This is a genomic window from Gemmatimonadaceae bacterium, assembly GCA_036504815.1.
Classification (GTDB): Bacteria; Gemmatimonadota; Gemmatimonadetes; order Gemmatimonadales; family Gemmatimonadaceae; genus PNKL01.
In genome coordinates, this window is record DASXUN010000015.1 from 1 (window position 1) to 17,356 (window position 17,356).

General features: G+C 70.0%; 17 protein-coding genes. 12 read left to right on the top strand and 5 right to left on the bottom strand.

Annotated elements, in window-relative coordinates; all coding sequences use genetic code 11:
- Positions 1 to 95: 95 nt before the first annotated feature.
- Positions 96 to 2,942 carry an aminomethyl-transferring glycine dehydrogenase gene (gene gcvP / locus VGJ96_07325; protein HEY3286917.1) on the bottom strand — a complete coding sequence of 949 codons (2,847 nt, stop codon included), beginning with the start codon at positions 2,940 to 2,942 and terminating at the stop codon, positions 96 to 98.
- Positions 2,943 to 3,211: 269 nt separating this feature from the next.
- Here gcvP and VGJ96_07330 point away from each other — a divergent pair, with 269 nt between their 5' ends.
- The 7 genes from VGJ96_07330 to VGJ96_07360 are packed head-to-tail and all read left to right on the top strand — an operon-like array spanning position 3,212 to position 9,231.
- Positions 3,212 to 3,367 carry a hypothetical protein gene (locus tag VGJ96_07330; protein ID HEY3286918.1) on the top strand — a complete coding sequence of 52 codons (156 nt, stop codon included), beginning with the start codon at positions 3,212 to 3,214 and terminating at the stop codon, positions 3,365 to 3,367.
- A gap of 1 nt (position 3,368) precedes the next feature.
- Positions 3,369 to 4,154, top strand: a complete 786-nt coding sequence (locus VGJ96_07335; GenBank protein ID HEY3286919.1) for a hypothetical protein — start codon at positions 3,369 to 3,371, stop codon at positions 4,152 to 4,154.
- Between the two features lie 25 nt (positions 4,155 to 4,179).
- On the top strand, positions 4,180 to 5,847 hold the full coding sequence (locus VGJ96_07340) for a peptide ABC transporter substrate-binding protein (protein ID HEY3286920.1): 1,668 nt from the start codon (positions 4,180 to 4,182) through the stop codon (positions 5,845 to 5,847).
- 3 nt (positions 5,848 to 5,850) lie between these two features.
- The gene (locus VGJ96_07345; GenBank protein HEY3286921.1) at positions 5,851 to 6,825 is read left to right on the top strand and encodes an ABC transporter permease; all 975 of its coding nucleotides are present in this window, start codon (positions 5,851 to 5,853) and stop codon (positions 6,823 to 6,825) included.
- Positions 6,825 to 7,670, top strand: coding sequence for an ABC transporter permease (locus tag VGJ96_07350; protein ID HEY3286922.1), 846 nt, complete (start codon positions 6,825 to 6,827; stop codon positions 7,668 to 7,670). Before VGJ96_07345 ends, VGJ96_07350 begins: the two co-directional genes overlap by 1 nt.
- Positions 7,667 to 8,467, top strand: a complete 801-nt coding sequence (locus VGJ96_07355) for an ABC transporter ATP-binding protein (protein ID HEY3286923.1) — start codon at positions 7,667 to 7,669, stop codon at positions 8,465 to 8,467. Before VGJ96_07350 ends, VGJ96_07355 begins: the two co-directional genes overlap by 4 nt.
- Positions 8,464 to 9,231, top strand: coding sequence for a dipeptide/oligopeptide/nickel ABC transporter ATP-binding protein (locus VGJ96_07360; GenBank protein ID HEY3286924.1), 768 nt, complete (start codon positions 8,464 to 8,466; stop codon positions 9,229 to 9,231). Before VGJ96_07355 ends, VGJ96_07360 begins: the two co-directional genes overlap by 4 nt.
- A gap of 128 nt (positions 9,232 to 9,359) precedes the next feature.
- Here the strand turns inward: VGJ96_07360 and VGJ96_07365 are convergent, their stop codons facing one another.
- The 3 genes from VGJ96_07365 to VGJ96_07375 form a co-directional block, all read right to left on the bottom strand.
- Positions 9,360 to 10,868, bottom strand: a complete 1,509-nt coding sequence (locus VGJ96_07365; protein HEY3286925.1) for a peptide MFS transporter — start codon at positions 10,866 to 10,868, stop codon at positions 9,360 to 9,362.
- 168 nt (positions 10,869 to 11,036) lie between these two features.
- Positions 11,037 to 11,615, bottom strand: a complete 579-nt coding sequence (locus VGJ96_07370) for a hypothetical protein (GenBank protein ID HEY3286926.1) — start codon at positions 11,613 to 11,615, stop codon at positions 11,037 to 11,039.
- A gap of 104 nt (positions 11,616 to 11,719) precedes the next feature.
- Positions 11,720 to 12,310 carry a class I SAM-dependent methyltransferase gene (locus tag VGJ96_07375; protein HEY3286927.1) on the bottom strand — a complete coding sequence of 197 codons (591 nt, stop codon included), beginning with the start codon at positions 12,308 to 12,310 and terminating at the stop codon, positions 11,720 to 11,722.
- Positions 12,311 to 12,366: 56 nt separating this feature from the next.
- Here VGJ96_07375 and VGJ96_07380 point away from each other — a divergent pair, with 56 nt between their 5' ends.
- The 5 genes from VGJ96_07380 (at position 12,367) to VGJ96_07400 (ending at position 16,850) form a co-directional block, all read left to right on the top strand.
- Positions 12,367 to 13,107, top strand: a complete 741-nt coding sequence (locus tag VGJ96_07380; GenBank protein ID HEY3286928.1) for a gamma-glutamyl-gamma-aminobutyrate hydrolase family protein — start codon at positions 12,367 to 12,369, stop codon at positions 13,105 to 13,107.
- Positions 13,108 to 13,188: 81 nt separating this feature from the next.
- Positions 13,189 to 14,265: a glycosyltransferase family 4 protein gene (locus tag VGJ96_07385; protein HEY3286929.1), complete on the top strand. Its 1,077-nt coding sequence runs from the start codon at positions 13,189 to 13,191 to the stop codon at positions 14,263 to 14,265.
- A gap of 67 nt (positions 14,266 to 14,332) precedes the next feature.
- Positions 14,333 to 15,094 carry a glycosyltransferase family 2 protein gene (locus VGJ96_07390; GenBank protein HEY3286930.1) on the top strand — a complete coding sequence of 254 codons (762 nt, stop codon included), beginning with the start codon at positions 14,333 to 14,335 and terminating at the stop codon, positions 15,092 to 15,094.
- Positions 15,091 to 15,900 carry a DUF3108 domain-containing protein gene (locus VGJ96_07395; protein ID HEY3286931.1) on the top strand — a complete coding sequence of 270 codons (810 nt, stop codon included), beginning with the start codon at positions 15,091 to 15,093 and terminating at the stop codon, positions 15,898 to 15,900. The genes VGJ96_07390 and VGJ96_07395 overlap by 4 nt, the downstream gene beginning before the upstream one ends.
- A complete protein-coding gene (locus VGJ96_07400; protein HEY3286932.1) occupies positions 15,897 to 16,850 on the top strand; it encodes a hypothetical protein in 954 nt (317 codons plus the stop codon). The genes VGJ96_07395 and VGJ96_07400 overlap by 4 nt, the downstream gene beginning before the upstream one ends.
- A gap of 161 nt (positions 16,851 to 17,011) precedes the next feature.
- On the opposite strand, the gene VGJ96_07405 is transcribed toward VGJ96_07400, so the two are convergent.
- Positions 17,012 to 17,227 (bottom strand): hypothetical protein, encoded by a 216-nt coding sequence (locus tag VGJ96_07405; GenBank protein ID HEY3286933.1) that lies wholly within the window; start codon positions 17,225 to 17,227, stop codon positions 17,012 to 17,014.
- Between the last annotated feature and the right edge of the window lie 129 nt (positions 17,228 to 17,356).

Below are 17,356 nucleotides of genomic sequence, written 5' to 3' on the forward strand. Positions count from 1 at the left end.
AACAGAGAAACAACAGAGCGCGCCGGGGCCGGATGCCGTGGCGCGCTCTTTCTGTTGTCTCTCTGTTGTCTTTCTGTTGTCTCTCTGTTGTCTCTCTATGACGCGTACGCGTCCGTCGGCGGACACGCACAGACCAGGTTCCGATCGCCCCACGCGTTATCCACGCGGCCGACGCTCGGCCAGAACTTGTGCGTCCGCACCCACGGCAGCGGGAACGCCGCCGTCTCGCGCGAGTAGGCGTGCGTCCACGCGTCGGCCGTGCAGGCCTCCATCGTGTGCGGCGCGTTCACCAGTGGATTGTCGCCGCGCGGCAGCGCGCCGGACTCCACGAGCGCAATCTCGGCGCGGATGGCCAGCAGGGCATCCACGAAGCGGTCCAGCTCGGCCTTCGGCTCGCTCTCCGTCGGCTCGATCATCATCGTGTCGTGCACCGGGAACGAGATCGTCGGGGCGTGGAAGCCGTAATCCATCAGGCGCTTGCCGATGTCCCCGGCGTCGACCCCCGCCGTCGCCTTGAAGGCGCGTGGATCCACGATGCACTCGTGCGCGATCGTCCCGTTCTTGCCCTTGTAGAGCACGGGATACTCGGCGTCGAGTCGCTTGGCCACGTAGTTCGCGTTGAGGATCGCGATCTTGGTGCTCTTGGTGAGCCCCTCGGCCCCGAGCAGCATGATGTACATCATCGAGATCGGCACCACGCTGGCGCTTCCCCACGGGGCGGCCGCCACCGCGCCGATCGCCTGCGCACCGCCCGTCTTCACCGCCACGTGTCCCGGCAGGAACGGCGCGAGGTGCTTGGCGACGCCGATCGGGCCGACGCCCGGGCCGCCGCCGCCGTGCGGAATGGCGAACGTCTTGTGCAGGTTCAGGTGGCAGACGTCCGCGCCGATGTCACCCGGCCGGCACAGGCCGACCATCGCGTTCATGTTGGCGCCGTCCAGGTAGACCTGGCCGCCGTGCTGGTGAATCACCTTGGTGATCTCGGTGATCGCCTCCTCGAACACGCCGTGCGTCGACGGATACGTCACCATCAGCGCCGCCAGGTTGGCGGCGTGCTGCGCCGCCCTGGCCTTGAGGTCGTCCACGTCGATGTTGCCGTTCGGGTCGGTCTTCACCACGACCACCTCCATCCCCGCCATCACCGCGCTGGCCGGGTTGGTGCCGTGCGCCGACTGCGGAATGAGGCAGATGTTGCGGTGTCCCTCGCCGCGTGACGCATGGTAGGCGCGGATCACCAGCAGCCCCGAGTACTCGCCCTGCGAGCCGGCGTTCGGCTGCAGCGAGACGGCGTGGAAGCCCGTGATCTCGGCGAGCGCCCCCTCCAGCTTGTCGAACAGCGCGCGATACCCCTGCGCCTGCTCCACCGGCACGAACGGATGGATGTTGCCGATCTCGGGCCACGTCACCGGGAACATCTCGGCCGCCGCATTCAGCTTCATCGTGCACGAGCCGAGCGAGATCATCGAGTGCACCAGCGACAGGTCCTTCGCCTCGAGCGAGCGCACGTAGCGCTGGAAGCCCGTCTCGGAGTGGTGCGTGTTGAAGATCGGGTGCGTCAGGAAGTCGCTGGTGCGGGCAAACCGTTCGTCGAAGCGCGCGTCCACCGCGGGCTGCGCCGCGCCCTTGCCGCCGAATGCCGACAGCAGGTCGCTGACGTCTTCCACGGTGGTCGTCTCGCCCATCGACACGCCGATGGTGCCGTCGGCGAAGTAGCGCAGGTTGAGGCGCCGGGCCTCGGCCGCCGCCTTCACGGCGGCCGCCCCGCCCTTGGGCGCGACGTGCACGGTGTCGAAGAAGACATCGTGCAGCACGACGTGTCCCAGCGCCCGCACGCCCGCGGCGAACGTCTCGGTGCGATGGTGCACGCGCTGCGCGATGCGGCGCAGGCCGTGCGGCCCGTGCCAGACGGCGTACATGCCGCTCATCACGGCCAGCAGCACCTGCGCCGTGCAGATGTTGCTCGTCGCCTTCTCGCGACGGATGTGCTGTTCGCGGGTGCCGAGCGCCATGCGCATCGCCGGCTGTCCATTGCTGTCGCGCGAAACGCCAATGATGCGTCCCGGCATCAGCCGCTTGAATTCGTCGCGCGTCGTGAGGAAGCCCGCGTGCGGGCCGCCGTAGCCGTACGGCACGCCGAAGCGCTGCGCGTTCCCGACGCAGATGTCCGCGCCCCACTCGCCCGGCGGCGCGATGAGCGTGAGCGCGAGCAGGTCCGTGGCGGCCACGACCATCGCCCCCGCCCCGTGCACGCGCTCCACCAGCGCGCGGCAGTCCTCGATGACGCCGAAGGTGTTCGGATACTGGATGAGCACGCCGCACACGGTCGCGTCGAGCGTGAACGACGCCGCGGGCTGCACTTTCACCGTGATGCCGCGGGCGGCGCCGCGCGCCTTCACGACGTCGATCGTCTGCGGATGGCAGTCGTCCGCGACCAGGAAGACGTCGCGCCCCGACTTGCCGGCATGCACCATCTGCATCGCCTCGGCGGCGGCCGTGGCCTCGTCCAGCAGCGACGCGCTTGCCACCGGCAGGCCCGTGAGATCGATGACCGTCGTCTGGAAGTTCAGCAGCGCTTCGAGGCGCCCCTGGGCAATCTCGGCCTGGTACGGCGTGTACGCGGTGTACCAGCCCGGATTCTCGAGGATGTTGCGCTGAATCACGGCGGGGGTGTGCGTGGCGTAGTAGCCCTGACCGATGAAGGTGCGCCAGACCTGGTTGGGCGCGACGAGCGCCTTGAACGCGGCGAGCGCATCCTGTTCCGACATGGCGGCCGGCAGGTTCAGCGAACGGCCAAAGCGGATGTTGGCGGGAACGGTCGCGTCGATCAGCGCGTCGAGCGACGGATAGCCAAGGACCTGCAGCATGGCCTCAACGTCAGCGTCCGACGGGCCAAGGTGCCGGGGCGTGAAAACGTCCGGCTGCGGAATCGAAGTCGAAGTCACGGTACGCGCTTCTCCAGTGCGGCGCGCCTGCGGGCGCCCCCGACGCGGGTGCGGTGCGGCGCGCGACGTTCATAAAACTAACGAGCCGCTTGCTTCGTTGGGGCACCGCGATGGAAAGGGATTGCCCTAGCATTTGCAGGGGCGGCCCTCACAGCGCAAAACCGCTTCTATTTCCCCTGCACCACACCCCGCACCCCGCCCCCGCACCACACCCTGCTCCCTGCCCCCTGCACCCCGTAAGTTCATCTATCCACCTCACGGAGCCCACATTGTCTGCCCGACAGGAAGCCACTCGCGCCGGCATCAGCTTCGGCTCGGCCCTGGCAATTGCCATCTCGTGGAGCGTGAACAAGTCGATTCTCTGGGCCATGCTGCACGGCGTGCTGTCGTGGTTCTACGTGATCTACTACGCCATGACCCGCTGACGTGACGCGTTGGCAGCTGCTCGACACGGGAGCGCGCGACGGCGCCTGGAACATGGCGTGCGACGTCGCGCTGATGGACCGTGCCCGACGCCTCGGCGAAGCGGTCTTCCGCGTCTATGCGTGGCAGCGGCCCACCCTCTCGTTCGGACGACACGAGGCGGCCCGCCAGCACTATGATGCCGCGGCCATTTCAGCGGCCGGCGTGGACCTGGTGCGACGCCCCACCGGCGGGCGGGCGCTGCTGCATCATCACGAGGTCACGTACTCCATCACCGCGCCCCTCGACGAGCGTGTGCCGCTGACGGAAAGCGTCCGCCACTTCAATCAGCTGCTCCTTCGCGCGCTGCATCTGCTCGGCGTCCCCGCCGTTGAGGCGGCGGAACCGCGCGCCATGCGTCCGGAGGGGTCAGCCTGTTTTGCCGTGCCAAGTGCGGGGGAGCTGACGCTGCACGGCCGCAAGCTGGTCGGGAGCGCGCAAGTGCGGCGGGACGGCGCGCTTCTGCAGCACGGCTCGATTCTCCTGGACGATGATCAGGGCCGCATCGCCCGCTTTGCCGTCGGCCCCTATCTCCCGTCCGCCCCGGCGGCGTCGCTGCGCGACGCCCTCGGTGACCAGGCGTCGTACGACGCGGTTCGCGACGCCCTGTTCCGGGTGGTGGCCGCCGATGCCGGTGCCCGGTCGCCGGAGGAACTCGTCCTATCGCGGGAGGCCGCACTACCCGAGGCGGGGGCACTTGACGACGCTCTCGCGCAGTTTCGTGATCCCGAATGGACGTGGCGCCGCTGACCGTTAGCCTCTAACATTTCCCGTCGTGACCCCAAGCGTCGTGCGCCGACTCGCGTTGGTCCTGTTCACCGTCTCCGCGGTTGGCTGCCGCAGCCGCGACCTCGGACCAAGCGGCGGCGTGCTCGTGGTGTCCGCCGGCGCCGACGCCGAGACCCTCTTTCCGCCCCTCGCGGTGGGCAGCCAGGGCCGCGCCGTCACGGAACTCCTCTACGACAAGCTCGCCGACATTGGCCCGTCGCTGAACACCATCGGCGACGCCGGATTCGTGCCGAAGCTCGCGAAGTCGTGGGAGTGGTCGGCCGATTCGCTGACCATCACGTTCCACCTCGATGAACGCGCCCGCTGGCATGACGGACGTCCCGTCACGGCGGCGGACGTGCAGTACGCCTTTCGCGTCTGGACGGACAGCGCCGTGGGCGCCGTGCAGCGCGTCGCCCTCGCGAGCGTCGATACCATCGCCGCTCCCGATCCGCGCACCGCGCGCGTGCACTTTCGCGAACGCACGCCCGAGCAATTCTACGCCTTCGTCTACACGCTGATTCCGCTCCCGGCGCACCGCCTCTCGGCGATCGCCGACACGGCGCTGCACGATGCGCCCGAGGTGCGTGCCCCGGTGGGCAGCGGACCCTTCCGCTTCGTCTCGTGGACGCCGCGCGCCCGCCTCGAGCTGGCGGCGAACCGCGCCTACTACGGCGGCAGCCCGCGCCTCGATGGCGTCGTCTTCGTCGTCGCCGCGCAGGGCGCGACGGTCGCCGCGCGCCTCTTCGCCGGCGAGGCGGATTTCCTCGAGCAGCTCGCGCCGCCGGATTTCGCGCAACTGCCGGCCGACGGACAGGTGCGCGCCCGCGCCTACGGCGGCTTCGACTACTCCTTCGTGCAGTTCAACCTCCGCGATGCGCGCGCGGGCGATCTGCCGCATGCGCTCTTTGGCGACGTGGCCCTGCGCCGCGCGCTCACCATGGCGGTCAATCGCACGGCGATCGTGCGCAGCGTCTTCGATACCCTCGCGCACCCCGCCATCGGCCCGTTCTCGCGCACCCAGTGGACGGCCGATACCACGCTGCGCGGCATTCCGTTCGACCGCGCCGCCGCGACGCAGCTGCTCGACTCGCTGGGTTGGCGCGACCTGAACGGCGATGGCGTGCGCGAGCGCGGCGGCCGGACGCTCGCCTTCTCACTGCTCGTGCCGGCGTCCAGCCGCACGCGCCAGGCGGCCGCCGTGCTCCTGCAGGCGCAGCTCAAGGCCGTCGGCGCGGCCGTGACCATCGAGCAGGCCGACTTCAACGCCTTCCTCGACCGCGCGCACCGCGGCGCCTTCGACGCGCTCGTGGGTGGGGTCCGCACGAGTCCGAGTCCGCGCGGCGTGCGCGACCTGTGGGGCACGCCCGGCCCGGCGCGTGGCGGCCAGAACTGGGGGCGGTGGAGCAACGCGACCTTCGACGCGCAGGTGGACAGTGCGCTCGCCGCCACCAGCACCGCCGCCGTGCGCGCCCACTTTCGCGCGGCCTACCAGGCCGCCATCGATGACGCGCCGGCCATCTGGCTCTATGAGCCGCGCCTCTTCGCCGGACTGCATCGCCGGCTGACCGTCGGCCCGCTGCGCCCCGACGCCTGGTGGTCGGGCGTCGCGAGCTGGTCCATCGATCCGGCGCAGCGGCTCCCGCGCGACCGACGCGCCGCCGGCACACCCTGAGGCGTGGCGCGCCGCCTCGCCCTTCGAGTGCTGCAGGCCGCCGCCGTCTGTGCGGTGGTCGCGACGTCGGTCTTTGTGCTGCTCCAGTTCGCGCCCGGTGATCCCTTCGCCACGGCGCTCGATGGCGCCGATGTCCCGCCCACCGTGCGGGCCGAATGGCGTGCCCGGTATGGCTTCGACCTGCCGCCCGGCGAACGGTTCGTTCGCTGGACGGGCGCGCTCGTGCAGGGTGAGCTCGGCTACTCCGCGTCGCTGCACCGGCCCGTCGCCGCCGTCGTGGCCGACGCCGTGCCGCGCACCCTCCTGTTGATCGGCACCGCACTCGTCGTCGGATTCGCCGCCGGTGTCTGGATTGCGCTGGTGCAAACGCGCCACCATCGCCGCTGGCAGGACCATCTGCTCGGCGCGCTCACGCTGGCCGGGGTGGCGCTCCCCGAGTTTCTGCTCGCCCTGCTCGCCATGACGTGGCTGGGCGCTCGCTGGCGCATCTTCCCGGTGGCCGGCATCGGCAGCCTCGGCGACGCGGCGGCATGGCCGCTCTGGGAACGCTTCATCGACCTACTCTGGCACCTGGCGCTCCCCGCGGCCGTGCTCGCCCTCGCCGTCGCGTCGCGCGTCGCCCGTCATCAGCGTGCCGCACTGCTCGGCGTGATGCGAGAGGACTACATCCGCACGGCGCGCGCCAAGGGGCTCGGCGAATGGGACGTCCTGCGCCGTCACGCCCTCCCCAACGCCATCGGCCCCGTCATCGCCCTCCTCGGACTCGCCCTGCCCTCGCTCGTCGGCGGGGCCGTGCTCATTGAACGCATCTTCGGCTGGCCGGGCATGGGGCTCACGCTCTTCGATGCCCTCCTCGCGCGCGACTATCCGCTGGTGCTCGCCGTCGTGCTGCTGGCCACGCTCGTCGCCATCGTGGCGCGGACGCTCACCGATGTGATCGCCGACCTCGTCGCGCCGCGGCGCGCGCCGGAGCGCTAGTGGCGTCGCCCACCTGGGAGCGATTGCACGGCGACCGCGTGGCGCGGGTCGCGGGCGGCGTGCTGACGGCCGTCACCCTGGCCGCGCTGTTCGCCCCGTGGCTCGCGCCGTACGATCCCACCGCCCAGCCTGATCCGGTCGCGCTTCGCCTCGTCGCGCCATCGTGGTCGCACCCGTTCGGCACCGATCCGTACTCGCGCGACGTGCTCAGCCGCATCCTGCACGGCGCGCGCATCTCGCTCGGTGTCGCCGCCGGGGCGATGTTGCTCTCGGTCACGCTCGGCACCGCCCTTGGCGCCATGGCCGCGGTGCTCGGCGGATGGGTGGACACGGTCGTGGCGGGACTCGTGGACGTGCTGATCGCGATGCCGCGCCTGCTCGTCGTGATCGCCCTCGTCGCGACCTTCGGGACGCTCTCTCCGTGGTGGCTGGTGCTGCTGATTGGCGGCAGCGGATGGCTGACCACCGCGCGCATCGTGCGGGCCGAGTTCCGCGACCATCTGCAGCGGGAGTACGTGCTGGCGGCGTGCGCCCTGGGCGCGTCATCGTGGCGCGTCGTCTGGCGTCACCTGCTGCCGGCGGTCGCACCGCAGCTCGCGGTCGCCGCCGCGCTCGCCCTCGCTGCCGTCATCCCGCTCGAGGCGGCGCTGAGCTTCGTCGGGCTCGGCATCCAGCCGCCGCTCCCCAGCTGGGGCAACATCCTGCTCGACGGCACCGACTTCCTGACGCGCGCGTGGTGGCTCGTGATCTTCCCGGTGGGCGCCATCACGCTCACGGTCGGTTCGGCGCTGGTGCTCGCCGACCGGCTCCGCGTCGCCATCGCCGGCGAGGAGCGTGCGCGGTGAGCGCGCTGCTGACGGTCGAGGGCCTGCACATCGACGCCTCGAGCGCCCGCGAGCACGCGCCGGTTCCGATCCTGCGCGACGTCACATTCTCGCTGCGACCCGGCGAGACGGTCGGCCTGCTCGGCGCGAGCGGCAGCGGCAAGACGACGCTCGCCCTCGCGCTGATGGCCCTGCTGCCCGATGCCCTGACGGCACGCGGTCGCGTCTACTTCGAGGGCCACGAACTGCTGACGGCGTCGCGCGGCGCACGCCGCACGCTGCGCAGCCGCCGCGTCTCGATGGTCTTCCAGGAACCGCTCTCGGCGCTGAATCCGCGCCAGCGCATTGGCCCCCAGGTGGCCGAGGTGGCGCTCGCGCACGGGGAGCGGGATGCGTCGCGGGCCCGGCGGGCGGCCCTGGCGATGCTCGATCGCGTCGGCCTTGCCGACGCCCATCAGTGTGCGCAACGCTACCCGCACGAGCTCTCGGGCGGCGAACGGCAGCGCGTCCTGCTCGCCCTGGCGCTCCTGCTCGATCCGGCCTTGCTCATCGCCGACGAACCGACCTCGGCGCTCGACGTGACGGTGCAGGCGCAGGTGCTGCAACTCCTGCGCGCGCAGCAGCGCGAGCGCGGAATGGCGCTGCTGCTCGTCAGCCACGACCTCGGCGTCATCGCCACCGCCTGCGAGCGGACGCTGGTGCTGCACGAGGGTCGCCTCGTCGAGGATGCGCCGACGCGGCAGCTGCTCGGCTCACCCGAGCACGCCCAGACGCGCGCGCTCGTGAATGCCGTGCGGCCCGCGGGAGCGCACCGATGAGCGCGCTGCTCGAGGTGCGCGACCTCGTGGTCGAGTACGCCGCACGCGGATCTCGCGCGCGCGCCGTGGATGGCGTCTCGCTCGACGTCGAGCGCGGCGAAACTCTCGCCCTCGTGGGCGAATCGGGGAGCGGCAAGACAAGCCTGGTCCGTGCCATTGTGCGCCTTGTTCCCGCCGTCGGACACGTGCGCTTCGATGGCGCGGATGTGTTGTCCCTCGCGCCGAGGGAACTCGCGGCATTCCGCCGGCGCGCGCAGATCGTCTTCCAGGATCCCAAGGCATCCCTTGATCCGCGCATGCGCGTGGGCGACATCGTGCGCGAGGGCATCGACATTCATCGCCTGGCGCCGCGCGACGCGGCGGACCTCCGCGTCGCCCGCCTGCTCGGAGAGGTCGGGCTCTCCGCTGCCGATGCCACCCGATATCCGCATGAGTTCTCGGGCGGTGAGCGCCAACGCATCGCCATCGCCCGTGCGCTCGCCGTGGAGCCGGAGTTCCTCGTCCTCGACGAGGCGGTCTCCGCGCTCGACGTTCTCGTGCGTGCCCAGGTGCTCGACCTCCTGGCGCGGCTGCAGGCCGGACGGGCGCTGACCTACCTGTTCATCGCGCACGACCTCGCGGTCGTCGAACGCATCGCCACGCGCGTCGCGGTCATGCAACGGGGACGCCTGGTCGAGGTCGCGCCCACGGCCGCGCTGTTCGCTGCCCCATCGTCGAGCGCCGCGCAGGCGCTCCTCGCCGCCATCCCGCGCATTCCCTGGTAGCCGCGCACCACCGCGCCGGCCATCACTGCCCAGCAAAAAAGCGAAACGGCGGCCCGAAGGCCGCCGTTCGCATCTGCCATCCGCCATCAGCCATCCGCCATCAACGATCAGCCCTCAGCCTGCGTCGCCTACTTCACCCCGTGCATTAGCTTCTGCACCTTCGGCGCCGCCACGAGCAGGATCAATCCCGCAATCGACAGCGCCCAGAAGCCGAACGTGTAGCCGCTGAGCGCGGAGGCCGTCGTCATCCCGGTCGCGCCGCTGACTTCGCTGGCGAAGATGCCCGACAGGTTGTTGCCGATGCCCGTCGAGAGGAACCAGCCGCCCATGCCGAGGCCGACCAGCTTCACCGGCGCCAGCTTGGTGACCATCGACAGCCCGATGGGCGACAGGCAGAGCTCGCCGATCGACTGGATCAGGTAGACCGCGACCAGCGTCCAGAATGGAATCTTGTTGTCGGCGCCCAGCAGGCTCGACAGCGCATACATCAGCAGCAGGAACGCGAGGCCGTTGAAGATCAGGCCGAGGCCGAACTTCCGCGGGATCGACGGATTGGCATTCACCTTCGCGAGCGCCACCCAGACCCACGCGACGATCGGCGCGAACAGGATGATCGCCACCGCGTTCACGCTCTGGAACCAGCCGGTCGGGAACGTCCACGAGCCGAACTGGCGGTTCACGATCTGGTCGGCCAGGAACGTGAACGAGCTGCCGGCCTGCTCGAAGAACATCCAGAACATGATGTTGAAGACGAAGATCAGCAGCATCGCGATGGTCTTGTCGCGCGCCACCGCGCCTTCACGGATCCCCTCGAGCAGCAGCATCGCCGAGAGACCCAGGAACATCGCGGTGAGCACCCACTGCAGGTTCTTGCCGCCCACGGCGAGCAGCATGTAGACGACCGGCACGCACAGCGCCGCGCCGATGGCCACGTAGATCACGCGCATCCGGTTCTGCTGGTCCGCCGTCGGCGCGCCGATCCCCTGCAGCTGGCGCCGGCCGATGTAGAACCAGACCAGCGAGATCAGCATGCCGATGCCGGCCGTCAGGAAGACCACCTTGTACGCGGGCATCGCGTCGGTGCCGAACATGTTCTCGGCCAGCCAGCTCGTGAGCAGCGGCGAGAGGAACGCGCCGGCGTTGATGCCCATGTAGAAGATCGTGAAGCCCGAATCGCGGCGCTCGTCGCCCTGCGAATAGCACTTGCCGACGATCGTCGAGATGTTCGGCTTGAACAGCCCGTTGCCGACCACGATGGTGGAGAGGCCGAGCTTGAAGATCGTCGGGTCGGGCAGCGTGATCAGGAACAGGCCCGTCGCCATGAAGACGGCCCCCGTCAGGATCGAACGCTGGTAGCCGATCACCTTGTCCGCGACGTAGCCGCCGAAGATGGCCACCGCATACACGAGCGCGAGGTAGGACCCGTAGGTCAGGTTCGCCTCGGCCTGCCCCGTGGGCGAGCCGCCGTGGAACTGGGCCACGATATACAGCACCAGCGCCCAGCGAATGCCGTAGAACGCGAAGCGTTCCCAGAACTCCGACATGAAGAGCATCCACAGGGGCTGCGGATGGCCCATCAGCTGCTTGAACTCCGGGAGGACCGTGCCGTCCCGGTTCGTATCGGCTCCACCACTCATGCGTCTTCTCCAAGAATTGGGAAGGGCGTTGAACGTGACGTCACAGGGCCGCCGACGCGGTTTTCGCGCGCCTTCGCGGATGGTTTTATGTAGCGGTTGGGGAGCCGTTCGTCAAACAGATTCCGGTGCCGCGTGGGGCGGCCGCATGGCCCCGTCGCGACGGCGCGTCTACGGCTGCCCCATCCGGCGCTTGAGCTCCTCGAGCCGCGCCGCGGCGTCGGCATCCTTGGCCTCGCGCGCCGCCTGGCGCTTGAGCGAGTCGAGCTGCGCATTGAGCGCGCCGTCATCGGGCAGTCCGAGCTCGGCGTCGCTGGGTTCGCGCGACGTGCCCGCCGGCGCGCCGCCGCCCCCGACACTGCCCGCGCCCGCCGCCGCGGCCTTCAGCTGAGTCAGCATCTCGTCGTAGTCACGCCGCGCCAGCGCCGCCTCGGCTTCCTGCGCCTCGAGCTTGCGCTCCAGGACGGCGATGCGCTCGCGATGCTGGACCTCGAACTTCTCGGCGATCGCCACCGTCTCCGCATCGTTGATGCCGGCGGCCAGTCCCCGGCGACGCGCGACCGTCTCGAGTCCCTGCCGTTCCACCTCGAGCTTGCGGCGCGTCACCTCGACGCCTTGCTCGAGATCCTCGACGCCGAGCTTCGCCGAGACGAGCGCCTGCTTCATGTCGTGGATCACGGCGCGCCGGTCGCTGGGATTCACGCGGCCGCCGAGCAGATCGGCGATGGTGGTCTTGAGGGATTCGAACACGGGCAGGCGGGAAACGGTTCTGGAGCGCGGCGCGCCGGGCACTCCGGAGCGCCATTCAGTCCACACTACGTTACTGCAATCGGACGGTTGCGCCCAATGGCCCGCTAGCGTGGCCGACGCGCCACGACCTGCACCACCGCACTGCGCCCGTCGTGAAACACCCCCTCGCGCACGGGCCGTTCGGTCTCCACGGCATGCAGCATTTCAAGGCCCGCGAGCTCGTCGCGCAGCAACGCGAGGGTGGGCATCATCTGCGGATCCGACGGACCACCGGTCCCCAGCGCCAGCTGCGCCGGGGTGTACGCCTCCAGCACGAAGACGCCCCCCGGCACGAGCCCGCGCACCACCTGCGCGTGCACGCGCTGCCTCAGCGATGGTGGCAGGTGGCAGAAGATCGAAACGATCCCCTCCCACGCGTCGGGCGTGATGACGAACTCCGCGAGATCCGCGGTGATGGTCTCGATGACCACCCCACGGGTCTCGGCCAGCGCATGCGCCTTGGCAAGCCCCACGGGTGACGCGTCGACCGACGTCACCGCCTGCCCGAGCGTCGCGAGAAAGACCCCGTTGCGTCCTTCTCCGTCGCCCAGCGAGAGGACGCGACCGCGCGGAATCTGCGCGGCGCTCCCGGCGAGGAAGTCGTTGGGCTCGGTGCCGTACGCATAGCCCGGAGCGCTGTACCGTTCGTTCCACATACCTGCACGATACCACACAGGAGGCGCGGCGCAGAGGGGGCGCATAGTTTCCCTGCATGCCGTCACGCCTCGTCGCCCTGTCTTCCTCCTCCAAACCGGCCGCTGCCGAAGGGCAGTACGCGCGGGTCGGCGTCAACGAAGCCTACGTGCGGGCCATCCAATCCGTCGGCCTTGTCCCGCTGATCGTTCCGCCGTCGCTCTCGCCGGACGCGGCGGCGTCAGTCGTCGCCCAGGTGGCGGGGGTGGTGCTGTCGGGCGGAGAGGACGTCGATCCCGCCTGCTACGGCGTTGAACGGCATCCGCTGACGCAGGACGCACACGCCGGCCGCGACGCCACGGAGATCGCGCTCGTCCACGCCGCGCGCCGCGCGAAGCGCCCGGTCCTTGGCATCTGCCGCGGCCTCCAGCTGTTCAACATCGCCCTCGGCGGCACGCTGGTGCAGGATCTGGCGTCGGAACGGCCGAGTGACATCGTGCACCCCCGCGAAGCGGCGCGCACGCAGCGGGTGCATGCCGTCGAGATCGTCGAGGGAACGCGGCTCGCGCGCGCCACGGGGGCGCGGCGAATCGACGTCAACACGCTCCACCATCAGGCGGTGGACCGCCTGGCCTCGGGCTTGCGAGTCACGGCCCTGGCCACCGACGGCGTGATAGAGGCTTGCGAAACGACCGACGACTGGTGGGTCATCGCCGTGCAATGGCATCCGGAGGAACTGATCGATGATCAGGCTCCGTGGGATCGTGCCATCTTCGAGGCCTTTGCGACGGCCTGCGCGACGGACGGGGCGACAGCTTAGCAGCTGCCGGGTGCGGGTTCCCGCGTCCATTTGCACGTCGCCGCGCCTGTGCCCCTGCCCCCGGTTCGCCATATTCTAGGCGTGCGCATTCTTCATCTGGACAGCGGCCGCCACTGGCGCGGCGGCCAGCGGCAGGTCTTCCTGCTCGCCGCGGCGCAGCGGGAGCGCGGTCTCGAGCCGCTCGTCGTCGCCGCGCCGCATTCACCGCTGGCCGGCCGGCTGAAGACCCAGGGCATCGCGAGCGCCGCCGTCGCGATGCGCGCCGATTTTGACCTCATCGCCATGCGCCGCGTGCGCCGGCTCGTCTCGCGCTGGCGCCCTGACGTCGTCCACGCGCACGATGCACGGGCGCACGCCATCGCGCTCGGCGCGACCATCGGCGTGGACGTGCCGCTGCTCGTCACGCGACGGGTCCCCTTCGTCCCCCGCGGGCGCGTCAAGTACGGACGGCGCGTGACGCACTTCATCGCCATCAGCCAGGCCGTGGCGCGAGCGCTGCAGGAAGGAGGCGTCGACGCGAATCGCTGCACCGTCGTCTACTCCGGCGTCCCCACACCGACGGTTAGCCATCCGCGAGACTGGCGGCGCGAAGCGGGATGGCCCGCGGACGTGCTCATCTGCGGTGTCGTCGGCGCGATGACTGCAGAGAAGGGCGTGGCTCAACTCCACCAGATCGCGCAGCGCCTCACCCCGGACGTTCGCAATCGCCTCCGGCTGGTCCTGCTCGGCGGCTCGGCCGTGGGTGCCGACACGTTCGGCGGCATCGCCGCCTATCGCGCCGGATTCGTGGACGCCATTCACAACGCCATGGCGGGGCTCGACATGCTCTGGCACCCCTCGGGTGCCGAGGGCCTCGGCACTGCCGTGATTGACGCGATGGCGCTCGGCGTCCCGCCGGTGGCGTTCGCGACGGGTGGGTTGGCCGAGCTCGTGGAACCCGGCCAATCCGGACTGCTCGCGCCGTCGGGTGACGTCGCGGCGTTTGCGAACGAAGTCGTTCGCCTGACCACCGATGACGCTCTGCGGCGCGCGTTGGCCGCCGGCGGCCGCCAGCGCGCGGCTCAATTTGGCGTCGCGCGCATGGTCGACGGCACGGCCGCGGTGTATGACACCCTATTGGCGGCCCGCGCCCTCCGCCTGGCGCAGACCACCGGGTAGGCGCCTCCGGCGCCGTTCCGGTTATCTTGTAGGTTCATCTTCCTCCCCCTGCCCCCTCCCGACGCCCGTGCTCTACATCTGCATCCCGTCCCGCAACGAGGCGCCCACCATTGGCGTCCTGCTGTGGCGCATCCGGAAGGTCTTCCGGGAGTTCTCGCGCGAGTACGAGATCCTCGTCTACGACGACGCGAGCACGGATGAGACGTCGGCGGTGCTCGAGCCCTACCACACGGTGCTCCCCCTCACGGTCATCCGCGGCGAACGGCAGGTGGGCTACGCCCGCGCCGTGGATGCGCTCTTCCGGGCCGCAGGCCAGCGGACACGCTACCCGCGACGCGATGCCGTGGTGCTGATGCAGGGCGACTTCACCGACCAGCCCGAGCAGTTGCCCGAGCTGATCAAGCGCTTCGAGGGCGGCGCCGACGTGGTCGTCGCCGAGTCGGCCGCGGTGCCGACCGCACCAACGGCCGTGCGCAAGCTCGCCACATGGGCGCGTCGCGTCGCGAAGCTCTGGCCGGTGCGCGCGCATCTCAGCATCGGCGGCGTGGCCGACCCGTTCGGCACCTATCGCGTCTTCCGCATCACCGTCGTGCGCGACGTGGTGCGCGCCGCCGGCGAGGCGCCGGTGACCGAGGGGCCGGTCCGCGTCGCGAACCTCGAGCTGCTGCGGCGCGCGGCGGCGCTTGCGCGCCGGGTCGAAGCGGTGTCCGTGGAGCCACGCTACGATCTCCGGCCGCGCGCAACGCGTGTGCAGCTCTGGCCGGACCTCAAGGCAATCCTTCGCGCCGGCTGGGCGGCCCGGAAGCGGCGCGCCGTCGCCGCGGCGTGACGCGCTTGCGTTCCGCGCCAGCGAAGGCGCGCGCCGCGGTCGGCCGCGCGGCGCGCGCCTTCGCTGGCGCGCTCGCGCTGCTCGCCACGCCGCTCTCGGCCCAGGACGGCGCGCTGCCGCCCTCCCCCGCGAAGGTGCCGTGGAGCATCGGCGAACGCTTTGGCTACGATGTCCGCTTCGGCTTCATCAAGGCCGGCAGCGGCGAGATGGCCATCATGGGCATCGAGTCCGTGCGTGGCCGCCCGGCGTGGCACGGCCGCTTTACCGTGCACGGCGGCTACCTCGCGCTGCGCGTGGACGACGTCCTCGAGACGTGGATGGATGTCTCCACCCTGTCCTCGCTCCGCTTCGCGCAGGACTTCAAGGAGATCGGCCGCGAACGCCAGAAGACCTTCGAGATCTTTCCGGAGCGCAAGGCGTACCTGCAGCTCGGCAAGATCGAGAAGCCGTCGGTGGCCGATCCCCTCGACGACGGGTCGTTCCTCTACTTCATCCGCACAGTGCCGCTCGTCGTTGGCGCGTCGTACGAGTTCAATCGCTACTTCATCCCCGACCGCAACCCGGTGCGGATCCGCGTCCTGCGTCGCGAGCGCGTCCAGGTGCCGGCCGGCACGTTCGACTGCATCGTGCTGCAGCCCATCATCAATGCCAAGGGCATCTTCTCCGAGAACGGACAGGCGGAAGTCTGGCTGACCGACGACGAGCGGCGCATCATGGTGCAGATGAAGTCGAAGCTCCCGTTCGGATCGCTGAACCTCTATCTCCGCACGATGTCCGTCCGCCCCGCTCCGGAGTCCTCCAAGTGAGTTCGCCTCGCGAAGCCGACCTGTCGAAGGTGCGCACCATTCCGGTGGCCGGCCGCCCCAACAAGGTGACTGCGGGCGAGTTCGCCGTGCCGCCCGGCGACGAGCGCTCCTTCGGCGCCTTCGTCCGCGCCCTGCCGGACGTCCTCAAGGCCGGCGATTTTCGCCGCGTGGTGGAGGCGGTCGTGCACGCGCACCGCGCCAAGCGCGCCGTCATCGTCATGCTCGGCGGGCACGTGGTGAAGACCGGCATCGGCCCGCTGCTCGTGGACCTGATGCGCCGCGGCGTCATCACCGATCTGGCCATGAACGGGTCGGCCGCCATTCACGACTACGAGATCGCGCGCTTTGGCGCGACGAGCGAGGACGTGGCGGCCGGGTTGCGCGATGGCACGTTCGGCATGGCCGAGGAGACGGGGCGCGGGCTGAATGACGCCTTCGTGCGAGGGTCTGCCGAGGGATGGGGGATGGGCGAAAGCGTGGCGCGCGCCCTCGCCGCCGAACCTGCCCTGGCGCATCCGGAACTCAGCATCATCCGGCAGGCGCACCAGCTCGGCGTCGGCGTGACCGTCCATGCCGCGCTCGGCGCGGAAATCATCCACCAGCATCCCGCCGCGAACGGCGCCGCGATTGGCGACACCAGCCACCGCGATTTCCGCCGGCTCGCCGCCAGCATCGAACGGCTGCACGACGGCGGCGTGGTGCTCAACTGCGGCAGCGCGGTCATCATGCCCGAGGTCTTCCTCAAGGCGCTGACCGTTGCACGCAACCTGAATGCGGGCCAGCCGACCGGCTTCGTGACGTGCGACATAGACATGCAGCGTCACTACCGTCCGCACGTCAACGTCGTGCAGCGCCCCACGCTGGCGGGTGGCGCTGGCTACGAACTGACTGGCCACCACGAGCTGATGCTCCCCTTGCTGACCTGGGCGATCGTCGACGCGTTGGGATAGGAGTGCGGGGGGCGGGGGGCGGGGGGCGGGGGCTTGGTGAGGGGGGGGAGGAGTGTGGAGAGGGGGAAAGAGTACGGGGCGCCATCCATTCGGAGTGCGCCCCGTCTGCCATCTGCCTTCCGCCATCTGCCATCACCCGCCCAGCGAACTTGGGCTCGCGTCTACTTGGTGAATTGCTCCTCGATCTTCTTCGCCGTCTCCGGCATGAAGATGCGGAGGATCAGGTAGATGATCGCACCGACGATGGCGATGCGAATCGCCCACGCCAGAAGGACCCAGAGCAGCGCGAACAGGAAACCGAAAAGGCCGAAGAAGACCTTCAGCAGGAACAGGCCAACCAGGGCCAGGGCGCCAATTCCAAAGATGGTGCGAAGCATGAGATCCTCGTCGCGGGTGCTGTAGGCCATACGCGCCAGGGTACGCAGAGGTTTCGGGCTGCTGGAACGAACTCGCCGCCGTCCGGCCGGCGCCCGGTCCAAGACCGCAGTCGACCGACACGCGCTCCG

Bases quoted from the DNA above. Each gene is read 5' to 3' on its own strand.
- VGJ96_07360 (HEY3286924.1), top strand. From the start codon at position 8,464: ATGAGCGCGCTGCTCGAGGTGCGCGACCTCGTGGTCGAGTACGCCGCA.
- VGJ96_07365 (HEY3286925.1), bottom strand. From the start codon at position 10,868: ATGAGTGGTGGAGCCGATACGAACCGGGACGGCACGGTCCTCCCGGAG.
- VGJ96_07375 (HEY3286927.1), bottom strand. From the start codon at position 12,310: ATGTGGAACGAACGGTACAGCGCTCCGGGCTATGCGTACGGCACCGAG.
- VGJ96_07380 (HEY3286928.1), top strand. From the start codon at position 12,367: ATGCCGTCACGCCTCGTCGCCCTGTCTTCCTCCTCCAAACCGGCCGCT.
- VGJ96_07405 (HEY3286933.1), bottom strand. From the start codon at position 17,227: ATGCTTCGCACCATCTTTGGAATTGGCGCCCTGGCCCTGGTTGGCCTG.